Here is a 23,782-nt window from a genome sequence, read left to right as displayed (position 1 = left end):
ACAGATATGAATCAAGAAGAAATATTCCATTTAATAACCAAACATATAATAGAGGTAATACCTGAATTAGAAGACCATAATTTTAGCTACGAGGAAAGTTTAACAGATTTGGGGGCTAATTCGATGGATCGTGTCGAAATAGTTATTATGATTAAAGAAACCTTATCCATTGATATTCCTCAAACACAATTAATAAAAGTTAAAAATATCGGAGAATTAGCACAATTGTTTTATGAAAACTACCAAGCGTCATGAGATAGTAGTTACAGGAATAGGGATTACATCGGCCATTGGTCAAGGAAAATCGGCTTTTTTTGAAAACTTACTGCAAGGCCGCTCTGCCTTTCGTGTGATGGAGCGAGAGGGACGTCAAAAAGGAACTGCTTTTATTGGTGCAGAAATGCAGGAATTAATCCTTCCAGAACGCTTCTCAAAAAGGCTAATACGAAACACGTCATTGTCAGCAAAAGCAGCGCTCGTAACATTAGCAGAAGCTTGGGAAGAAGCAAATCTTCAAGACCTAGACCCCTATAACATTGGACTTGTAATAGGTGGATCGAATTTTCAACAAAGAGAACTCTTGCAAACCTTTGAGTCATTCAATAACAAACTACCATATTTAAAACCCAACTATGCACTTTCATTTATGGACACAGACGTTTGTGGAATGTGCACAGAACAGTTTGGTATAAAGGGTAGAGCTTATTCTGTTGGAGGAGCCTCCGCTAGTGGTCAAATGGCATTGATACAGGCGATTGAAGCAGTTCAGTCGGGTAGCCTGAAAGTTTGCATTGCAATTGGCGCATTGATGGACCTTTCCTATATGGAGCTGCAAGCTTTTAAAGTTGCGAATGCAATGGGATCAGAAGTATTTAAAAATGAACCACAAATGGCTTGTCGTCCTTTTGACAAGAAACACGATGGTTTTATTTACGGAGAATGCTGCGGTGCTATTGTAGTCGAATCCAAGGCGCATGCACAGGAAAGAAGCCAAGATTCCTACGCTCAATTTACCGGTTGGAGCATTGCGATGGACGCAAACAGAAACCCGAATCCCTCTTATGAAGGCGAATTGCATGTAATAAAAGATGCGCTAAAAATGGCAAAACTAAAAGCCGAAAACATCGATTATGTTAGTCCACACGGTACAGGATCTCCATTGGGCGATGAAACCGAACTTAAAGCGTTTATAGAGAGTGGTTTATCTGAGGCTTGTATCAATACCACAAAATCGATAATAGGCCACGGGCTTTCTGCCGCAGGGCTGGTAGAAATGATTGCCTTATTACTGCAAATGAAAGAAGGGCAACTACATCCCTCTTTGAATTTAGAGGACCCAATTAACACACATATGAAGTGGGTAAAAGAGAAGGCGATTCCCTGTTCAATTAAAAATGCCCTCAAGCTCAGTTATGGATTTGGCGGGATTAACACTGCGGTTTGCGTACAGAAAATAGAATCAAAAAAACTTAAAAGCTAATTAAAAGGCCTATAAATATGGGGTGTTCGAACCTTTTTTTCTATTAGTCGGGATTTTCGCTTCATAGCCAGCAAGCCTATTTTTAGCAGAAACCTCTAAATCGCTGTCATTGCGAACCGAAGGATTGGGCTTGTGGGAGGAAGTGAAGCAATCTATCATGCTATATTCATCTTTTATTTCTTAGTATGAAAGATTACTTCGTCGTGCCTCCTCGCAAAGACGGTATTTTTTTAAGCTCCGTAAGGTTTCGAACACTCCTACCTATAAATCTTAATCAGTTATCAATCGAGTATACCTAAAAATCAAAATCAAAATATGATCAATGTAGGAATAGAATCCATGAACGTTTATGCAGGGAGTGCTTTTTTAGATGTGAACAAGCTTGCCCTTCATAGACAGTTAGATACTAAAAGGTTCGTCAACTTAATGATGAAAGAGAAAGCAGTGGCAATGCCTTTCGAAGATCCCATATCGTTTGGGGTAAATGCGGCGAAGCCTATAGTGGATAAGTTATCCGAGGAAGAAAAACAAAAAATAGAATTGTTAATTACCTGTACTGAATCCGGAATCGATTTCGGTAAATCCGTCAGTACCTATATTCATAAATACCTAAACCTGAGTAAAAACTGTAGAATGATGGAGGTTAAACAAGCGTGTTATTCAGGTACGATTGGATTTCAAATGGCGGTTAACTTTATTCTCTCCAATACCTCGCCCGGTGCAAAGGCCTTGGTAATTGCCAGCGATATTTCCAGGTTTATGATTGTGCCGGGAATTTCTTTGGAAGAACAAGATTGGTCATTCGCCGAACCGAGTGGTGGAGCGGGAGCCGTAGCCATGTTGGTAAGTGATAGCCCTCATGTTTTTCAATTGGATCAAGGGGCTAGCGGATATTACGGCTATGAAATTATGGATACCTGTAGACCCGTTACCGATGGCGAAGCCGGCGATGTAGATATGTCGCTTTTGGCCTACTTAGATTGTTGTGAAAATGCATTTCTGGAATATCAAAAAAGAGTAATAGGAGCCTCGTATCGCGATAGCTTTCAATACCTGACTTTTCACACGCCATTTGGTGGAATGGTAAAGGGTGCACATAGAACCATGATGAGAAAGATGCTTAAAGCGGCGCCTTCCGATATAGAAAATGATTTCAACGAACGAGTGGTTCCGGGATTGAGCTATTGTCAACGCGTGGGAAATATTATGGGGGCCACGGTTTTTTTATCGCTATTGAGTACGATAGAAAAGGGAGCGTTTGAGCGTGCTAAACGTATTGGATGCTTTTCTTACGGCTCAGGTTGTTGTTCAGAATTTTATAGCGGCGTAGTTACATCCGCTGGCCAAAAACATGTTCAGCAGTATAACATTGAAAGGCAGCTCGATCAACGATATGAGCTATCCATGAGTGAATACGACGAGTTATTGAAGGGAAGCGATACGATAAAATTTGGAACACGCGATATTCAACTTAATTTAGATAGGGTACCTGAAATAATTTCAACCGACCAATCTGAACGTCTAATCTTAACAAATATAACGAACTTTCATCGCAATTATAAATGGATAACCTAAGGTATCAAACGCTCGAAGTTCAATTTCGCGGAACAATTTGCTTTATCAAATTTAATCGGCCGGAGGCAAAAAATACAATTGATGCAGTTATGGTGGATGAAATTGATCAGGTATTAGCCATATGCGAAGAAAAAAGTACAGTAGTTGTTTTCGAAGGAAGACCCGATATATTTTGTCTGGGTGCTGATTTAGATTCCATAGTATCAAATTTCGAGCAAATACCGATGTCGGATAAAATTCCCGATAAGCTATACTCAATTTGGCTAAAGTTAGCTACAGGACCTTACGTGTCTTTGGCACATGTAGAAGGAAGAGTAAATGCCGGAGGTTTAGGTTTTGTGGCCGCTTGTGATGTGGTACTAGCCAAAAATAGTGCTCAATTCGGTTTATCTGAGTTGTTATTTGGATTGTTTCCCGCTTGCGTGCTACCATTTCTTATTCGAAAAGTGGGTTACCAAAAATCGCACTATTTAACCTTAATGACCAAGTCCTTTTCGGCAGAAGTCGCTCAGCACTACGGCCTAGTGGATGCCTATGCGGCAGACAGCGATTCATTACTTAAAACACATATGCGTAGATTGGAAAAACTACCAAAAGAGGGAATTAGGAGATATAAAAAGTACAGAAAGGACTTAGATAATTTTCTTAGCGAGGTACAGGGATATGCCGTTAGCTCGAATCAAGCAATTTTCTCCGACCCCAAAATTCTGAGTGTTATTGCCGATTATATTCAAAATGAAAAGCTTCCATGGGAAAATAATTTAGGTAGTACGAGTTAATAACACCACGATATTTTAATACCGGAATATGGAAAAATCAGTGATTGAAACCTTAGAAATAACACCCAGCATTTTGCAGGTTGTGATGAAGGATGAAGAATATAAAAATGCATTTTCACCCGAATTAACGGATGCATTAGTCCGTGTATTTGAAAACATTGCTTCAAATGAGAAATACAAAGCCGTAATTCTTACCGGATATTCAAATTATTTTGCCTCAGGAGGGAGTATGCAGGGTCTGCTCGATATCTACGATAAGAAAATTAAATTTTCAGATTCCAATTTATACAGCCTGGCGCTTAATTGCCCCATTCCGGTAATATCGGCTATGCAAGGCCATGCCATTGGAGGAGGCTTTGTGATGGGGTTATTTGCCGATTTTGTTGTGTTAAGCAGAGAAAGTATATACACGACTAATTTTATGCGATACGGTTTCACTCCGGGTATGGGAGCCACCTATATTTTACCCAAAAAATTAGGATTAGCATTATCAGAGGAAATGCTCTTAAGCGGGAGCAACTTTCGAGGCGATGACCTCGAAAAAAGAGGAATTCCATTTAAGGTGTTGGCGAGAAGCGAGGTAGTGCCCTATGCACAACAACTCGCGAACCAACTCGCCGAGAAACCTCGATTGGCATTGGTAACCTTAAAGAATCATTTGGTGAAGCAAATACGCCAAGAACTTTCCAAAGTTATAGACGAAGAACTCACCATGCATGAAATAACTTTTCATCATCCCGAAGTGAAAGAACGAATTTTAAATTTTTTCGGAAAATAAAAACTATGAACGCACAGAACCTTAGAATATTAAAAGCTCTTCAATCTGGAAGCATTAGTGTAGAAGAGGCCAAACAACAGATCAGCAGCGCTGTAAACGTAAAAGCTTCGAGTAAAATAGAAGAAAAAAATAAAATCGCTATCATCGGCATGTCGGGTAGATATCCAGATGCGATGAATTTAGCGCAATACTGGGAGAACTTATCCGCAGGAAGAAATTCGATTAAAGAAGTACCTTCTTTCCGATGGAACATAGAAGACTATTACGATGCTACTCCATATAGAAAGGGAAAAACATATTGTAAGTGGTTAGGCGCAGTAGACGATATTGAGTATTTTGACCCATCCTTCTTTTCAATTCCGCCTGCCGAGGCAGAACTAATGGACCCTCAACACCGTTTATTTTTACAAGAAGCCTACAGCGCCTTTGAAGATGCCGGATATAACACGGAAACCCTTTCAAACAAGAAATGCGGCGTTTACCTCGGAATTATGAGTTTTGAATATGGGCTGATGCTTCACGGTAATAGTACCGGTATGTCGGCCACAATGGGCAATAGTTACTCCATTGCGGCAGCACGAATTGCCTACCATTTAAATTTAAAGGGGCCAGCCATTGCCTTAGATACCGCTTGTTCCTCTTCAATGGTCAGTATTCACCTGGCTTGTCAGGCTTTACTCAATAAGGAAACAGATATGGCATTGGCTGGCGGAGTGAGCTTGTACTTAACTCCAGATTCATACATAAGCATGTGTTCAGGAGGCATGTTGGCGAAAGATGGGCAATGCAAAACCCTGGATACCAGTGCTGATGGTTTTGTGCCCGGAGAAGGAGTGGGAGCGGTAGTACTAAAAAGGTTAAGCGATGCAATCAGGGATAAGGACAACATTCATGGGGTAATAATTGGCTCCGGAATTAATCAAGATGGAAGAACTAACGGCATTACTGCTCCAAGTGTTAAAAGCCAAACAGAACTTGAGCGCGATGTGTATTCGAGATTTAATATCCAACCCGAAAACATTCAATATGTAGAACTGCATGGAACGGGCACTAAATTAGGTGACCCAATTGAGTTGGAAGCCTTGTCTGCCGTATATACGGCCAATAGCCTGAAAAAGAATTATTGCGGTTTAGGTTCCGTGAAAAGCAATATCGGACATGCCTCAGCGGCGGCAGGTATAGCCGGTATACATAAAGTGTTGCTGTCAATGAAATACCGTAAAATAGCGCCAACACTTAATGTAGAAATCCCTACGCCGCATTTCGATTTTAAAGAATCACCTTTTTATATCAATAAAGAACTTAAAGATTGGAAAACAGATGATAACGTACCGATGAGAGCTGCCATTAGTTCTTTCGGGTTTAGTGGAACCAATGCCCATATGGTAATAGAAGCGTATGTGAATGGCAAGAAAAAAAATGATCAAGCCCAAAATTCGGAACTCATTATTTTATCGGCCAAAAGTTCAGCGCAATTGAATACACAGGCCCACAACATAGTAAGCTTTCTAAAAAAGGAAAATGAAATAGCGCTTCGCGATCTTGCCTATACCTTGCAAGTAGGAAGAGATGAAATGGAATATCGATTGGCATTTAATGCCCACACGATTAATGAAGTAGCTGAACATTTAACCTCATTTATACAAAATGATTCAGTAAGTCAGGTTAGTGTAGGAATGGTTGAATCGGCACTGAACGGACACGAAATCCTAGATGACAATTGGTATGCAAACATAGATAGACCCGATCGACTAGCAAAAATTGCGCAATTATGGCTGGAAGGCAAAAAAATAGATTGGTCACAATTGTATACCGATATTCCTCAGCGCATTAGTTTACCTACCTATCCCTTTGCACGAGAACGCTATTGGTTATCCACTGAAACGGCTAGTACCGTGCAAGAAAAGCCGTCAGTCAGTAGCACGAGGGAACCGAAATTTCTGGCCAAAAAATGGCTAGCCCTTGAAATGACCGAAAAGAACATAAAGGCGAACAAAGTGATTTTACTGTGTTCAACAGCAACCATGAGCTTGGCACAACAGATAGCCGAATATTTTAATGAAGCTGAAATTGTTGAATATAACCTTGCGGATGATTTTTGTACAAGTTGGAGCCGTTGGGTTGAATTTGATGGGTTGATTGATGTGCTAGGCTGCGGAGAAGAAAGAGATTATACATATAAACGGATACCCTTGATACAGCAATTAGTGGAGTTTGGTAAAAGGGAAGGACTAAAATTGATGGGCGTAACGCAAGGCTTAGAAGCTTTCGACGAAGCGTTTGGCTATTTTGCCGGAGCCGATACGGCCGCCTTATACCGAACCTTAGAACAGGAATACCGCCATTTAACCAGCCTTCATTTAGATGTAGCAGTAAACGAAGAAAGCTCCGTGTTGGCCAAGCAAATTGCGGATGAATTTTTTACTCCTAGCCATTCATCAGAAATAAGCATTCGCGAATCGATTCGTTACCAACCCATTTTAAAAGAGCAAAACATGGATATGGCTATCCGCAACATAACATTTTCTAGCGAGGATGTTTTGTGGATAACGGGAGGAACACGCGGGATAGGATTACAATGTGCATATCATTTTGTGAAGCACTCGGGATTGAAAAAAATAGTGTTAACAGGACGAGAAAAGATTCCACCTCGTACCGAATGGTCCTTGTATTTGAATGAAACTAGCTGTTTGTCCAATAAGTTGAAAGCAATTCAAGAATTGGAAGCCTTAGGAGCTCAAGTGCAGGTTGGCTCGGTACTGTTAACCGATAAGCAAGAGGTACAGAAGTTTCTAGTTGATGTGAAGCATACTTTGGGTAAAATCACTGCCTTTATTCATAGTGCAGGTGTAACCAATAAAAAGAATCCGGCATTTATTCGCAAGTCAAAACAAGAAATAGAAGAAATAACCAGCATAAAGACAATTGCCCTTGACACTGTATACGAATGTTTGAAAGAGGAAACGTTAAAATTCTTTATAATGTTTTCTTCGGTTGCCTCAGCCATACCTTCTTTGGGAACCGGACAAACCGATTACGCAATGGCCAACGCCTACATGGATTATTTTGCTACATCCTGCCAAGCTAAATTTCCGGTATTAAGCATACAATGGTCAAGTTGGCAAGAAACCGGATTTGGAGAAGTGAAAAGCAAGAGCTATTTACAAACGGGATTGCTTAGTCAAACAAATGAAGAAGGTCTTAAACTATTGGATATTTTACTTGCGAATAACATTCGTGGGGTAATTCTTCCGGCCATGGTGGATCGTTCATTATGGCATCCCGATAGCTTGTTAGAAAAATCGATCAAGTACCTTCCATTGACAATGGATAAAAATAGCTTGGTGCCTCCTTCTACCACAGCCCCATTTTCGAGTAAAACCTTAGAAGATGTTTTGGAGCTATTTGTCGATATATTATCACGAGAGCTAAAAATGGATAAGCTCAAGATTAAATTGGATACATCATTTCAACAACTCGGAATCGATTCCATTATACTGATACAACTGGTTGCCGAAATAGATAAAACCTTTGGTATAAGTTTAGATCCGACTACCTTTATAGAACAACCTACACCCCGCAGTTTTTGCGAGTATCTGGTTAAAACCCATTCAAAAGACATCGAGGAACAGTTTTTATCTTCAAAAGAAAAAGTGGAAGTTAAAACCTTTGCGAAAAAAGTGGCCATTGTTGGGATGGCTTGTCATTTTCCGGGAGCATCAAACATAACCGAGTTTTGGAACAACTTAAAAATTGGAAAAGATAGTATTAGTAAGGTGCCCGCAGGACGATGGAGCGAGGCCGAATTTTATCATCCTAGAGGGTATTTATCGGGGAAAAGTATATCCAATAGCGGAGGTTTTTTAGATAGAATCGAAGAATTTGATCCAGGCTATTTTAATATTCCGGAATCATTGGCTCCGTATATAGATCCGCTGCAACGACAATGGTTAGAGGTGAGTGTAGAGGCGCTAAACGATGCCGGTATAGAAAAAGAAACGTTGTCGGGAACAAGAGTAGGGGTATTTGCCGGAGCGAGAACATCGAATTTCGCAATGAAATATCCGGGAAGTGTAAAAGATCGAATCGTTGGAATTGGTCAGAATTTCATCACTGCACATTTAGCCCATATCTACAATTTTAAAGGGCCAAATATGGTTATCGATACAGCCTGTTCAAGCTCGCTAACAGCAATTCATCAAGCTGCCGCGAGTATTCTCAGTGGCGAGTCAGAAATAGCGCTTGCCGGAGGTGTCGATATCCTATTGGATGAAGGACTTTTTGTTGGCTTAAGCAATGCGAAAATTTTGTCTCCAGATGGTCGTTGCAAAACCTTCGATGCCGATGCAAATGGAATTGGAATTGGAGAAGGCTGTGGTGTGCTGGTTTTGAAGTCCTTAGAACAAGCTATTACAGACAATCAAAAAATCTATGCCCTTATAGATAGCTCGGTTATTAACAACGATGGAAATACCATGGGGGTAACCACCCCAAACCCCGAAGCTCAAACAGACTTGATTACGTCCGCAATCGAGAAAGCCAATATCAACCCTAAAACCATTACCTACGTGGAAACGCACGGTACCGGAACATTAATTGGCGATCCGATAGAATTGCGGGGCTTAACCAGGGCCTTAAACCACTCCGATTCAAAAGAACAATTTTGCGGTGTAGGAAGTGTAAAAAGTAATATCGGTCATTTATTATGCGCTGCAGGAGCAGCGAGTATTATCAAGGTCGCATTGTCTATAGTTAATCGGAATTTGCCGCCTACGTTGCATTGCGAAACTCCAAATCCCCGTTTCAATTTCAGTAACTCGCCGCTTTATCCTGTGCTCAAGTATCAGCCATGGGAGGCTGTAGAGGGCGTTTTAAGAGGAGGGATAAGTTCATTCGGTTTGGGAGGAAACAATGCGCATGTTATTATTAGCGACGAAGGGATACCGGAAACAAATCGAGCAGTAATGGATTCAAGAACTGAAACTGTGGTATTTAATAAACGATTTTTTTGGCCTTCATCTTCCAAAGAACAGCCTGCTTTAGATCTAGAGGCCAAGTCGTTAAAGACAACACAAGAAAATGATTTTATGCGATTTTTTATAATAGACGAAGATTAGCAATGATAAATTCAACTCAAAAAATTAAGAAATTTAAGCAATTAGTAACCCATACTAATTACATTGTTCGGGATCACCTTGTTTACGAAACGAGTACGCTTCCCGGAGTAACTTTTATAGATATTATTTACCGTTTGGCAATGAAATATCTGAATACTACCCAAATTGAACTGAGAGACATCCTGTTTAAAAAGCCCTTGATCACTTCTGTTGATTTTGACCAAATGCTAAGCATTACCATGATACTCGATGCAGCGCACTGGAGAGTTACGATTTCTAGCGAAAGAACCAAAAACGGACAGTCAATTTCTGAAGGATACGAAGAGAATATGGAGGCGCTAATTTATGTAAGCGACCATACAATCAGAACCAAGCAACTAGATATAAGCAACTTTATAGAAGAGAGCACGAACAAATCGGATGTGAGCAATTTGTACGCCATTGCCAAGCAAGGGGGGATTGAACATAAGGAATTCATGAAAACCCGAGGAGTGGTGTTTCATCAGGAAAAAGAGGTTTTAATGAATCTTCATTTAAGCGATCTTGCCGAAAAGCACCGAAATATGTTCCATGTGCACCCTGCCTTTTTGGATGGTTCTACACTCGCCGGTTTATCTTTTTATCATCAAGAAATGGAACAAGGGAACATTCAGGACGAGGCACCTTATATCCCCTTCATGATACGGAGAGTATGCGTATATCACCCATTGCCAGATTCCATTTATGTGCATAGCGTCAATGCTTTTTCCACTCAAGGAAACGTAAACCAAGATATTATTTATACCGATATCGATATTTACAACAAGGAAGGAGCGCTGTTGGTCGCTTTTGAACAGTTAACCGCCAAGCGAATTCGTCATCCAAAATTAATTACCCAACTGAAAGAAAGAACATCGGCAACACATAAAATACTCGGAACCGAAGGCAATGAACCTATTTCTCAAATCAATAAACTTGATTTGAACCAACGAGATGGGGATACAATGGCTACAGCAGATATTCTGACCGCAATTATTACCTATTTGCAAAACGAGTTGGGCAAAATTTTGCATAAGCAGCCTGCTGAAATAGTTGTTAACGATGGATTTTACAATCTTGGATTGGATTCTACAGATTTGATTACCATGGTCAATAAACTAGAGCAATATCTAAAAACAACATTATATCCAACACTATTATTCGAATATAGTACGATAAAATCGCTTGCCGAGTACATTAAAGAGAACTATTCCGCGAATTTTTTAGCGCAAGAACAGCGCCCTAAGAAAGCAGAAGCTGGTCAAGAAAAAAGTGCGTTAAATAATCAAATGGCAACCTTTCAGCCCCATTGGCAAGAGCAACCGTTCATTAAAATAACTGCTGAACAAAAAGAGATTACAAGATTGATAATCATGCTGAATGGCAGTGCCGGATTGAAGGATGCAATTCTAAATCATACGCCAGAGCAACAGTTTATTGCAATAGAATCTTCTCAAAATGAACTGGTAGAATGCTTTAAGGAGAATTTTATTGGCTTACTTTCCGAGGTGCAAAAGTTTGCAAAAGGGCCTGCATCTATCTTACTTCAAGTGCTGAGCGATTGTTCCGTAACCGGAAAATTTATTTTAGGTTATGCTGGATTACTAAAATCGGCATTTTTGGAACATCCCCATATTAACAGCCAAATTATCCAAATACAAACCGACGCATCCGTTTCCTTTTCTTTTTTGGCAGAACAACTGAACAAACAAGCAAAATGCTTTAAAACCGGGTATGAAGAAATAGTATTTACGGAGAATGGCCAAAGTAGATTCCTTAAAAAATTAAAGGAAGTATCCGTTGAAAGAGAAAATACTGGGTACTTTAAAAATAATTCGGTATATGTGATTACGGGTGGCTTCGGCGGTTTGGGCTATACCCTTGCACAGCACATTTCCAATTTGGCGAAGGTTACCTTAATATTGATAGGACGAAGCGCATTAAGCCCTGAAATGGAACTTCAAATAAAATCCATAGCAGAAAAAGGATGTACAGTACGCTACGTTTCAGTAAATATAAATAATGCAATAGCGGTTAAAGCTGCTTTAGACGATGTTAAAAAGGAATTTGGTTCTATCAATGGCATTATTCATTGTGCCGGGGTATTGCGAGATCAGTTTTTATTGCAAAAAGATCCGCAAGCTGTACACGAAGTTTTTGATCCTAAATTAAAAGGATTCATATCATTAGATGAAGCAACAAAAAATGAAATGCTTGATTTTTTTGTCTGTTTTTCGTCGCTTTCGGCCATTACAGGTAATTTGGCTCAGTCAGATTATTCAAGTGCGAATGCTTTTATGGATATTTTAGTTCAAGAAAGGCAGGAGAAGGTCGACTGTGGAGAGCGCTATGGAACTACTTTAACTATAAATTGGCCTTTATGGGAAAGCGGAGGTATGCAGATAAGCGAACAGCTAGCTAATTTAATGTTTGAAACATCCGGTTCAGCGCCGCTTCCTTCGAAACTTGGTTTAGAAACATTGGAGGCGCTGTTAGCTTCAAAAATGACGCAAGCGGTGGTTCTTTATGGATACAAACCCAAGCTGCATGCTAATTATAAATCTAATTTCGACTTTGATTCAGTCTCCATCCTTGATAATAAATTGGAAGTGCAGGGATCCGCTTTCTCCAATCAAAAGCAAGAAATGGATAGGGATGTGATAGACAAACAAGGTGATATAGCGATAATAGGTTTGGCGGGGCGTTATCCGAATTCAGCCTCGCTCGAAGAATTTTACGAAAACCTTAGCAAAGGATTGGATTGTATTGGCTCAATACCAATGGAGCGTTGGGAAGGCTACGATTTTTCGTATGATGTAGAAAAGTTATATAAGTATGGAGGCTTTATAGCCGATGTTGATAAATTTGATCCTTTGTTTTTCAATATCTCTCCTCATCAAGCCGAAATCATGGATCCTCAAGCAAGGCTTTTTTTAGAAATGTCTTGGAAGGCTTGTGAAGATGCTGGTTTCTATAACAATCGATCCGAACAATATTATGCTTCTTCGAGCCAACGAAGTGTAGGTGTTTTTGCTGGCGTATTTTGGAATCATTACGAGCTATTTGGTGCCGAATTAACCCAAACAGGCGATACTATTGCATTTGGTACCAGTGCATCGTCTATAGCGAACATGGTTTCGTATTGTTTAAATTTTCACGGTCCAAGTATGGCAATTGATACCATGTGTTCATCTGCCTTGACAAGTTTACATTTAGCGTGTGAAAGTATCCGAAAACAAGAATGTAGTTTCGCCATTGCTGGAGGTGTAAATGTGGTAACACACCCTCATAAATATTTATTTCTTAAAAAAGCTAAATTTTTGGCAGAGGATGGAAAGTGCAGAAGTTTTGGAGAAGGCGGCACCGGCTATGTGCCCAGTGAAGGAGTGGGGGTAGTATTGTTGACAAGTTTGGCCCGTGCCGAAAAAGAAGGCTATCCGATATATGGCGTAATTAAAGGCTCTTCAATTAACCATTCCGGCAAAACTTCTGGCGCCACTGTGCCCGACCCGAGGGCTCAAACCGAAGTGATAACAGAGGCGCTTAAACATGCAAATGTACATCCCCGTACCATAAGCTATGTAGAAGCACATGGAACTGGAACAGCATTAGGCGACCCTATTGAAATACAAGGATTAACCAGAGCTTATGAAAAATGGACAAGCGACAAGCAATATTGTGCGGTAGGTTCATCAAAATCTGCGATGGGGCATTCCGAAGCTGCGGCTGGCATTGCCGGATTAACCAAAATACTTTTACAATTTAAAAAGAAGGAAATTTTTCCTTCGCTTCATGCCGATACTATTAATCCTTTAATCCCATTTGAGCATACACCCTTTTATTTAGAACGTACGTTGAAAAAGTGGGAGGCAGCGGAAATTGAATTGAATGGAGAACAGGTAAAACCTCCATTAAGAGCAGGATTAAGTTCATTTGGAGCCAATGGAAGTAATGTACACATGATTATCGAGGAGTATGTAGTGAGCAGTGCCGGCACGAGAATTCCGAAAGAGAAAGTACCTAATTACTTTATCGTTCCACTGTCGGCCAAGAACCCAGAACGCTTGCAGACTTATGCCCTGGATGTATTGCGTTTTTTGAAAGAAGGAGAATCAATTTCTAATGTACATCTAGAGGAGGAAGAAAATAACCTCCTTCTGAATGAACTGATACCGTTGGTAGCAGAAGTGACCGGTTTTGATAGCAAGGACTTAGATCTGGAGCAAGATTTGAATGAACTCAATGTTGATGTAGTGGTGTTTAATAAGCTGCAAGTGCTTATCAAACAGAAAATGGGACATCAAGTCTTAGATATTCCTTTTCCGACTGAGCCCTTTAACATTAAATACTTAGCAGAAAAACTGAATAGATCGAATCAACAAAAGACAAACAGCATCCATGAATTAGATATTTTTAGCCTTGCATATACCCTGCAAGTAGGAAGAGAGCCGATGCCCGCGAGAGCAGCATTTGTGGTAAAAAACATTCAGGAACTGATAGAAAAATTAAGCGCTTTTGCCCAGAATGGACAATTGCTTGATGGCAGTTATTTTGGAACGGTTAATTCAAATCAAGAAATCATACTATCAAAAGACGATTACTTACCAACAAATAATCAACCTACAGAACAGGATAAAGCTAAGCAGTTGGCAGTAGTATGGGTAAAAGGGAAGGATATTGAATGGCAAAGCCTGTACGAAGAAATACAGCCAAAACGTATTCATTTGCCCACATATCCATTTTTGAAAGAACGGTATTGGGCCGCAACAAAAAATCAATTAAGTAATTTAAGTACCAAGGCAGCGAATGGATTAGAAAGTATGGCGCATAAGGAGGAACTATCGTTAATGACCTTTAGCGAAGAATGGGAAATAAAAGCGTTTCCAGAACTAAGCTCCTCTCAAAAGATAGAAACTATAGTTTGCTTTCTAAGTTCCGAGGAGCAACAGGCGTATATTTTAAAAGAAGTACAATCCAACTGTTCAGCTAGTACTCGAGTAATTTATATTTCTACTGCCGAAACGTATGAAAATACCTCAAAAGATAAGTATTTCATCAACCCTAAAAATAAAGAAGAGTATAGTCGCTTATTTTCAAGTCTTGTTCAGGATAAAATAGATGCCCTCTGGTATTTATGGCCTGTTGAAGATTCAACCTATCGGAAGGTATATGAACCGCTGTTATTTTTATTTCAAGCCATTCATGAGTCAACCATTAGTATTCCTAAAATAACGATTGGGGCCTGTTATGAAAATGATCATGAGCGCTGTTACGTTGAATCTTGGATTGGTTTTGAACGGTCATTAAAAGAAGTTTTTAGGAAAAGCTATATTCAGCTTATATTCCAAAAAACAGCCGAATTTTCGAATTGGATACATTCTTTGTTAAACGCACCAAGTACAGGCGATGGCCGTACGGTATTGTACAAGGAGGGTAAGAGTTTTGTTCCGGTGCTCAAAGGGCTTCCAGTTTCTGCCCAAAAGTCCTTATTAAGGGAGAAAGGAACTTATCTGATTACCGGAGGTTTAGGCGGCTTAGGCATACTAGTGGCTAAGTATCTGATTAAAAAGTATAAAGCCAATCTTATTTTAACCGGCCGTTCCGCGCTAAATTATGAGCAGGAAAACAAGCTAAAAGACTTGCAATTGTATGGTACCGAAGTGGTTTATATTTCCTGTAATGTTGCCGATGAGCAAAGTATGCAAAAGGCATTAAACAGTGTAGATAAGCTCGCTCAATCTGTAAAGGGTGTATTTCACTTGGCTGGAATACAGGAGTATACATCTTTTCAGAATAAAGAAATTGATCGATTTCTGGAAGTGCTTGCACCTAAAGTAGAAGGAACAGAGGTAATAGATCGAATATTCTCCAATCGGAGTTTAGATTTTATTTGCTTGTTTTCTTCCACTTCAGCCATATTAGGTGATTTTGGATTTTGTGATTATGCCGTTGGAAACCGGTATCAGCACGCCTATGCCAGTTGCAATGAATCGAGGGGTGGAACAAAAATTCGGACAATTTGTTGGCCATTATGGCGTGAAAGCCTAATGGGAGGGAAGGCCACTGAGGAGGTAGAAAATTATCTGGGAGTTACCGGACAAGGGTATTTGGAATCGACAAGGGGATTGGAATTAATGGAACAACTGATTTCGAGCACTTCCGCTTCAAGCTTGGTTATGGTAGGGAAAGCAACACGCATACATCAGATTTTGAAAATCGAAAATGAAGCACCCGAAATTTTACCACAGCATACTCAAGCCACTTCCGATTTTTATCAGGGTAGTGTTCCTTCTGAAATGGCAATGGAGAGGGTTTTAATAGACGATTTGAAGGAGCTAGTAAAAAGTATTTCTAAAATCGATACGAGCAAGTTAGAAACCGATGTAGCGCTTGCTGATTACGGATTTGATTCCGTAAGCCTATTAAATTTAGCCGACAGCATGACGGCCTGCTTTAAGGTAGAAATTAACCCCACTATGTTCTTTAGTCATGCAAACCTGTTTAAAATTAGTCGGTTTTTGATAGAAAATCATAAAGAAGCATTACAGAAAAAATACGACAGGCAAATTGTTCAAGAGTTAAGCAATCAGCACCTAAATAAACCGGTTTCGATTGAGGAAAAAGCAGCTATTCCGAAGCAAGAAGCAAATTTGATGGAAGCTTCCTTAGCGAACGAACCAATAGCCATTATTGGAATGAGCGGACGATTTCCGGGGGCTGATACTAAAGAAGACTTTTGGAACAATATACAAGCAGGTAAAAACACAATTACCGAAATTCCATTAAACAGATGGGATGTACACGAATATTACGAAACGGAGAATAATTCCACAGGAAAAAGCAATTGCAAATGGGGAGGCTTTATTTCAGGTGTGGATCAGTTTGACTCCTTGTTTTTCAATATATCCCCAAAAGAAGCGCGTTGCATGGACCCTAAACAGCGAATTTTTTTAGAAGAGGCTTGGCATGCGCTGGAAGACGCCGGGTATACTGGCAGTAAAATTAAGGGAAGTAAATGCGGGGTTTTTGTTGGAGTAGAAGAAAGCGAACATGGCTTTTTTAAGGATGAAAAAAACAACGTTATCAGCAATCAAAATGCCATATTATCGGCCCGTATTGCCTATTTATTAGACCTAAAGGGACCAAATATGTCCCTAACGGCCGCTTGTTCTTCGGGGCTTGTAGCGCTACATCAGGCCTGCTCAGCGCTTCGTAATGCTGAATGCGACGCTGCATTGGTGGCCGGAGTTAATTTACTATTATCTCCCTCTATTTATCAAGGATTAGGGAAAGTAGGAATGCTTTCTACGGATGGAAAATGTTCCGTTTTTGATCAGGAAGCTACCGGGATTGTACCCGCAGAATCGGTGGCGGTATTGCTACTCAAACCCTTGTCAAAAGCAATTAAGGACGGAGATTCTATTTACGCTAGTATTAAAGCCTCTGGGGTTAATTACGATGGAAAAACGAACGGTTTAACGAGCCCCGATCCAGTTAGTCAGGCAGAACTTATGGGAAGTATGTATGAAAAATATAACATCAACCCTGAAACAATTGGAATGGTTATGACGCACAGTACAGGTTCTAAGTTTGGCGATCCATTAGAAATACAAGCATTGAGTGCCGCTTTCAAAAACAAGACAACTAAAACTAATTTTTGTTCGCTCAGTTCTGTTAAACCTTTGGTAGGGCATACCTTTGCAGCTTCTGGCATTGTTAGCTTAATAGCAACTGTATTAGCGATAAAAAACAGAACGATACCGGGTGTTTCGCATCAATTTTTAAATGAGTACATTCAACTTAAAGATACTCCTTTTAACTTAAATACACGCAATATAGAATGGCAGGTAGCAGAGAATCAGCCGAGAATTGCTGTAGTAAGTACTTCAGGAATAAGCGGAACCAACGCTCATGCCGTAATAGAAGAGTATGTGCCTGCAGCGGATACGTTAATTGCTAAGACTTTACCGGTATTAATTATTTTGTCGGCAAAAACAAGCGATCAGCTAAAAGCAACTGCACAAAGGCTACAAGCATATATCTCAGAACATCGAGAGGTAAGTATAGAAGATTTGGCTTTTACACTCCAAACAGGGCGCGAAGAAATGGAAATCCGTATAGCTTTTGAGGTAAGTTCTACAGAAGAATGTTTAAAAGAACTTAATTTATTCCTTCAAAATAACGCGGCTAGTCATGAATACCAAGACAGCTTATACACGCAAAACCAAGCTAAGTTAATTTCAACTACTTCCTTGGGAGACTTGGCTAAACAATGGGTTATGGGAGCAGCTGTGGACTGGAGTAGTTTATACAACACCCAACCAAAAATACTTCATTTGCCCGGGTATCCATTCTCAACAGAAACCTATCCCGTGCCACTCGGAACCGGATTTGCTTCGCGTTTAGCTAAAGGAATTAAAGAAACGCTGCATCCTTTACTACATCAAAATTGCTCAACCCTGCATGAACAAAGGTTTACCACATCCCTAAACAGTACCGATTTTTTTCTTTCCGAGCATAAGATTAAAGGGAGAGGAGTGCTTCCTGCTGTAGCCTATTTGGAAATGGCACGAGTGGCTGCGATCGAATCGCTCCCACATTTGAAAGATACAACATCCTACCGATTACAGATTAAAAATGCGGTTTGGGCAAGGCCGGCAGAAGTTAAAAAAGAAAAATTGCTTTTGACAACAGAAATTAATCAAAACGACAAAGGAGAAATTTATTTTGAAATAAAAAGCAAAAGCGACGAAGATAACAGTTGGGTAGTCAATAGCCAAGGCAATATTTCAATACAAGAAAATAACGCGATTATTACAGATTTTAAGGCGGTGTTCGAGCGGCTTAGCCCATCCTCCGTTCCAGTTTCATTTTATTATACAACGTATGCGAAAATGGGGATCGAGTACGGGGATGTTTACCGCCTAATGAATGAAGTGTACCTAGCACCCAACGAAGTATTGGCAAAACTAGTTTTACCTCCTCATTTGGAGTATACACTGCAAGAATACAGCATACATCCGGGTTTAATGGATGCTGCATTACATGCATCTATTGGCCTTATGAATTTAGACGGTGATCATCAAGTTACCTTAACTTTGCCATTTGCTTTAGACGAGGTAGAGATTAGTAAGAAATGTACCCCTCACATGTGGTCATGGATCAGGTATGTAGACCCGAATTCGAACAAGGGAAATATCAAGAAACTGAATGTAGATTTGTACGACGATGCCGGTGAAATATGCATTCGCGTAAAAGGGCTGTCGATACGCGAGGTGGATAAAATGATTTCGGTTCAAAGCAACACTTCCGAAATACAATCCGTACAAGTAAACGAGTCTCCTTTAACGCAAAATAATCCTGAAGGAAAATTGGATAAAGTTTTGATGAAGAAAACGATTCTTTTTTTGAAGGAGCAAATTTCAAACGTAATAGATGTTCCTGTCAACCGTATAGATGCGGCCATGCCGATGGAAAAATACGGTATAGATTCGGTGATGGTGATGGAACTAACGAAAGAACTGGAACGGACTTTTGGTTCTTTGCCTAAAACACTTTTCTTTGAGTACCAAACCATTGCAGAATTAGCGGTACATTTTGTGGAGGCTTTTCCAGAGCTAATGCAGCAGGTAACTGGATATTCAGCCGATACAACCGCTCCAGCTGTAACTCGGATAGTGGAAATTAGAAATTCAAACATCCCTTATACTTCTAAGAAGGTTGTAAGGTCCGAAAATAATGGCAATTCAGAAGAAGATATAGCGGTAATAGGGCTTGCCGGAAAATATCCGGGCGCCGAAAACACAGATCTGTTTTGGCAGAACCTAAAAGAAGGAAAAGACAGCATTACCGAAGTACCCATAAATCGTTGGAATCATAGTTTGTATTATGACAAGGATAAAGAGGCAAAGAATAAAACGTATGCTAAATGGGGGGGATTTATCGAATCTGTAGATGAATTTGATCCTTTATTTTTTAACATCGTTCCTATAGAAGCAGAAATGATGGATCCTCAAGAACGATTATTTATGCAATGCGTCTACCATACTCTCGAAGATGCAGGGTACACACGCCAGTCAATCTCAAAAAAGTACAATGGAAACGTCGGGGTTTTTGCAGCTTCCATGTACAGCGAATATCAATTATACGGCATTTCAGAAACGCTTCAAGGTCGTCCGTTGGTGTTACCGGGAAATGCATCATCCATAGCAAATAGAATATCGTATTTCTGCAATTTCACCGGACCGAGCTTAACCATTGATACCATGTGTTCGTCTTCTCTAACGGCATTACACTTGGCTTGCCAAAGTATTCGCCAAGGCGATTGCCAACTGGCAATTGCGGGAGGTGTAAATGTATCCATTCATCCCAACAAATATTTTATTCTCGGTCAAGCCAGATTTGCCTCAAGCAAAGGGCGTTGTGAAACCTTTGGTAAAGATGGTGACGGATATGTTCCCGGAGAAGGAGTAGGTGCGGTATTGTTAAAGCCACTTTCACAGGCAATAGCAGACAAAGATCAGATATACGGCGTGATAAAAGCCACAGCAATTAATCACGGAGGAAAAACGAATGGATATACGGTGCCTAATCCGAAAGCACAGGCAGCGGTAATAAAGAAAGCGATCGAAAGATCGGGGATAGACCCTAGAACCATTAATTATATCGAAGCACATGGAACAGGTACCTCATTAGGCGACCCAATCGAGATTGCTGCCCTTACCATGATACTTAAAGAGTATACTACAGATTATCAATATTGTTCCATTGGTTCGGTAAAAACAAATATAGGCCATTGCGAAAGTGCGGCCGGTATAGCCGGATTGACCAAAGTGCTGCTTCAACTTAAACATAAACAATTAGTACCCTCTCTTCATTCTAAAATAGCAAATCCGAACATAGATTTTAGTCAAACACCTTTTCATGTACAACAGGAATTGGAGGACTGGAAATCTACCAGGACAGAAAAAAATGGAACGGCACAAATCCTTCCCAGAAGAGCAGGATTATCCGCTTTTGGAGCAGGAGGTTCTAATGGGCATGTAATTATCGAAGAATATATTCCTCCTGTAAACGAAAGGAGCGACTTGGCAACTGAGCCGGTTTTAATTGTTTTGTCGGCAAAAAATACAAAGCAGTTGAAAAAAAATGTAGAAAAACTGTTGCTGGCCATTAAAGCAGGATTAATTAAGGAGGATGAGCTAGTTTCTATGGCGTACACCTTGCAAACGGGTCGAGAAGAAATGGAGGAACGCTTAGGAATATTGGCTAAAACCCTCTCAGAATTAGAAGTGCAATTAGTGGCATTTTGTAAGGACGATAAAGCCGCAAATCAAGTATATACGGGACATGTTCAATTCAGAAAGGAAATGGAAACCTTATTGGATAAAGAGGAATTAAATGATTTAATCGTTAAATGGATTGGACAAAAAGAGTACGAGAAAGTATTAAAAATGTGGCTGAAGGGAGCATGGGTTGATTGGGAAAGTCTCTATAGGAACGAACGTCCATACAAGATGAGTTTGCCAGGCTATTCCTTTGCAACAGAGCGCTATTGGAAGCCTGAAAACACCCTTTATCATAAAATAGAGGATGTAAAAGAGAAGGGTAGCCAATCTTTGGAGCTTCATCCCTTGCTTCATACGAACATTTCAGATTTTTATTCGGTTAAATTTACTTCTTCCTTTACAGGAAAAGAGTTTTTTCTAGCAGACCATGTGGTCAATGACACAATCATATTGCCCGGCGTAGCGTACTTGGAGATGGTACTAGCAGGATTAAATCAAGCGTTTAGCTTAGAGAAAGACGAGTCTCCACTTGTTTGTTTTTCAAATGTATCCTGGCTTAGACCACTTGTGATTGAAGAAGGAGGACGAGAAACTTATTTAGAACTATCAGAAAATGAGGACGATGTTGTTAGCTTTGAAATTACGGGCAATAATGAAGCCGATAAAGTACTTCATGTACAAGGAAAAGTAACCATTTACGAGCCGGAAGCTCCGGTTATACTAGACCTTGAGCAGTTAAAGACGATTTGCAATAAGTCAAGCATTGATGGAGCGACTTGTTATACAGCATATCAGAATTTAGGAGTAAAGTATGGTCCTGCTTACCAAGCTATAGAGCGTGTATATAAAGGAGAAAATCAACTGCTGGTAAAATTAAAACTCCCCTCGTTTTTAAAGGAATCAATCAATGAATTTGCGCTGCATCCTTGTATGGTAGATGCAGCTGTACACGCTTCCCTAGCATTTACACTGAACGAATCGCTTAGCTCAACCAGAACAGGAGCTTTGCTATTTGGAATGGATAAAATGAAAATACATGGTAGCTGTAGCGAAGAAATGTGGGCGACTGTAAAATTTTCAAAGAATAGCAAAATAGAAGATAAAGTACAGAAGTTAGATATTGAAATTTGTACAAGCGAGGGGCTGCTGTGTGTAAGCATGCATGGCTTTTCATCTCGTTCATTGAATAACAACGAGGGTGCAAAATTGGATGCCGGACATTCCTCGGTTACTACAATCGAGGAACCTAGCCCCTTGAGCGGAGAGCCTAGGCTACTAAAGCCCATGTTAGAAAAGAGTAGAATTTCAGAAGGAACACTGTATCCCGAAGAAGATAAACAGGTGTTAATTGTTGGTGGAGCTGATGAAATCCAAGGAGTAGTTAAAGCGCAATACCCTTTGGCCAAAACCTTAAATATCAGAGTGGATGCCGAGATGGATGAAATGTTAGCTGAATTAAAAAAGATCGAGAAAATTGATCATATTGTATGGTTAACCCCAGAGAATTATCAAGATTTGACAGCACAAGACTCCATTATAAAGACGCAAAAGCGTATCGTAATGAGCTTCTTCAGGATGATTAAGGCACTTTTAGCCTTAAATTATGGAACATCGGAGCTGGGTTGGACAATTTTGACAGCTAAGGCTTATGCGTTGTTAAAAAATGAAGAGCTTAATCCGGCACATGCTTCTCTCCATGGGTTAATCGGTTCGCTGGCTAAAGAATATCCCAATTGGAAAATTAGGCTAATTGATTTGGCAAAAACCACAGAATTACCTCCTGGAAATCTATTTACCTTACCGGTTAATGCAATGGGCGATGCATGGGTATATCGACATAAGCAATGGTATCAGCCTAATCTAATACCCATTGAGCCACAAAGCCAGTCCGAAAACAGGTATAAAACCAATGGAGTATACGTGGTAATTGGCGGTGCTGGTGGGCTGGGCGAAGTCTGGACTAGCTACTTAATTAAACATTTTCAAGCGCAAGTGATTTGGATAGGACGACGACAAGAAGACGAACAGATAAGGCAAAAATGCGAAAATTTGAGCGTTCATGGGAAAGCTCCAATTTATATATCAGCCGATGCCACAAATATCGATGCGCTTCAGAAAGCGTATGAAAAAATAAAAGCTCAATACGAAACGATTAACGGGGTAATACATTCTGCAGTTGGTTCCTTAGACCGAAGTTTAGCCAAAATGGAAGAGGATCTTTTCAGCGAAGGTTTATCGGCAAATGTCGATATAAGCGTACATATTGCACAAGTATTTGGCAAGGAAAAGCTCGATTTTGTGCTCTTCTTTTCATCTATAGGTTCATTTGGCAAAGCTTTGGGTCAAAGCAGTTACGCAGCAGGTTGTACATTTAAAGATTCGTTTGCCATTAAGCTGGCAAATGAATGGACATGCCCGGTTAAAGTGATGAATTGGGGCTACTGGGGCAATATAGGTGTTGGGGGAGTGGTGCCCGAAGCATTTAAAACCCGATTGGCAAGATCAGGAATAGGTACCATTGAACCGAATGAAGCAATGGCCGCTTTAGATACCCTAATAATGTCGCCCCTAAATCAACTGGCACTGATAAAAGTAATTTCTCCTGCCAATTCTGGCACTTAGGAAAGAATAAAAGAATACATTTTCTCTAACCAATCTTTTAACCAATACGAACCGTCCCTCAATTACGAGAATTAAGCGGTCTGTCAGCTGCGATGTTTTATTTCCCAATCAACCTTTACAATTGG

At 40.1% G+C, this 23,782-nt stretch carries 7 protein-coding genes; all 7 read left to right on the top strand.

Annotated elements, in window-relative coordinates:
* The first annotated feature begins 6 nt into the window (after positions 1 to 6).
* The 7 genes from GTR01_RS13845 to GTR01_RS13815 all read left to right on the top strand — a co-directional run bounded on the left by GTR01_RS13845 (position 7) and on the right by GTR01_RS13815 (position 23,657).
* A complete protein-coding gene (locus GTR01_RS13845) occupies positions 7 to 255 on the top strand; it encodes an acyl carrier protein (protein ID WP_160138421.1) in 249 nt (82 codons plus the stop codon).
* Positions 233 to 1,480: a beta-ketoacyl synthase N-terminal-like domain-containing protein gene (locus GTR01_RS13840; protein ID WP_160138420.1), complete on the top strand. Its 1,248-nt coding sequence runs from the start codon at positions 233 to 235 to the stop codon at positions 1,478 to 1,480. The genes GTR01_RS13845 and GTR01_RS13840 overlap by 23 nt, the downstream gene beginning before the upstream one ends.
* Before the next feature lie 315 nt (positions 1,481 to 1,795).
* Entirely contained in the window at positions 1,796 to 3,055 is a 1,260-nt protein-coding gene (locus GTR01_RS13835; protein ID WP_160138419.1) for a hydroxymethylglutaryl-CoA synthase family protein, read from the top strand.
* Positions 3,043 to 3,834, top strand: coding sequence for an enoyl-CoA hydratase/isomerase (locus GTR01_RS13830; protein WP_160138418.1), 792 nt, complete (start codon positions 3,043 to 3,045; stop codon positions 3,832 to 3,834). Before GTR01_RS13835 ends, GTR01_RS13830 begins: the two co-directional genes overlap by 13 nt.
* A 28-nt stretch (positions 3,835 to 3,862) precedes the next feature.
* Positions 3,863 to 4,612 (top strand): polyketide synthase, encoded by a 750-nt coding sequence (locus tag GTR01_RS13825; protein ID WP_160138417.1) that lies wholly within the window; start codon positions 3,863 to 3,865, stop codon positions 4,610 to 4,612.
* Between the two features lie 5 nt (positions 4,613 to 4,617).
* Positions 4,618 to 9,729, top strand: a complete 5,112-nt coding sequence (locus GTR01_RS13820; RefSeq protein ID WP_160138416.1) for a type I polyketide synthase — start codon at positions 4,618 to 4,620, stop codon at positions 9,727 to 9,729.
* A gap of 2 nt (positions 9,730 to 9,731) precedes the next feature.
* The gene (locus GTR01_RS13815) at positions 9,732 to 23,657 is read left to right on the top strand and encodes an SDR family NAD(P)-dependent oxidoreductase (RefSeq protein WP_160138415.1); all 13,926 of its coding nucleotides are present in this window, start codon (positions 9,732 to 9,734) and stop codon (positions 23,655 to 23,657) included.
* Positions 23,658 to 23,782 lie beyond the last annotated feature (125 nt).

This window comes from Chryseobacterium sp. c4a (assembly GCF_009900745.1).
GTDB lineage: Bacteria > Bacteroidota > Bacteroidia > Flavobacteriales > Weeksellaceae > Chryseobacterium.
This window is presented reverse-complemented; position numbering and strand designations above follow the sequence as displayed.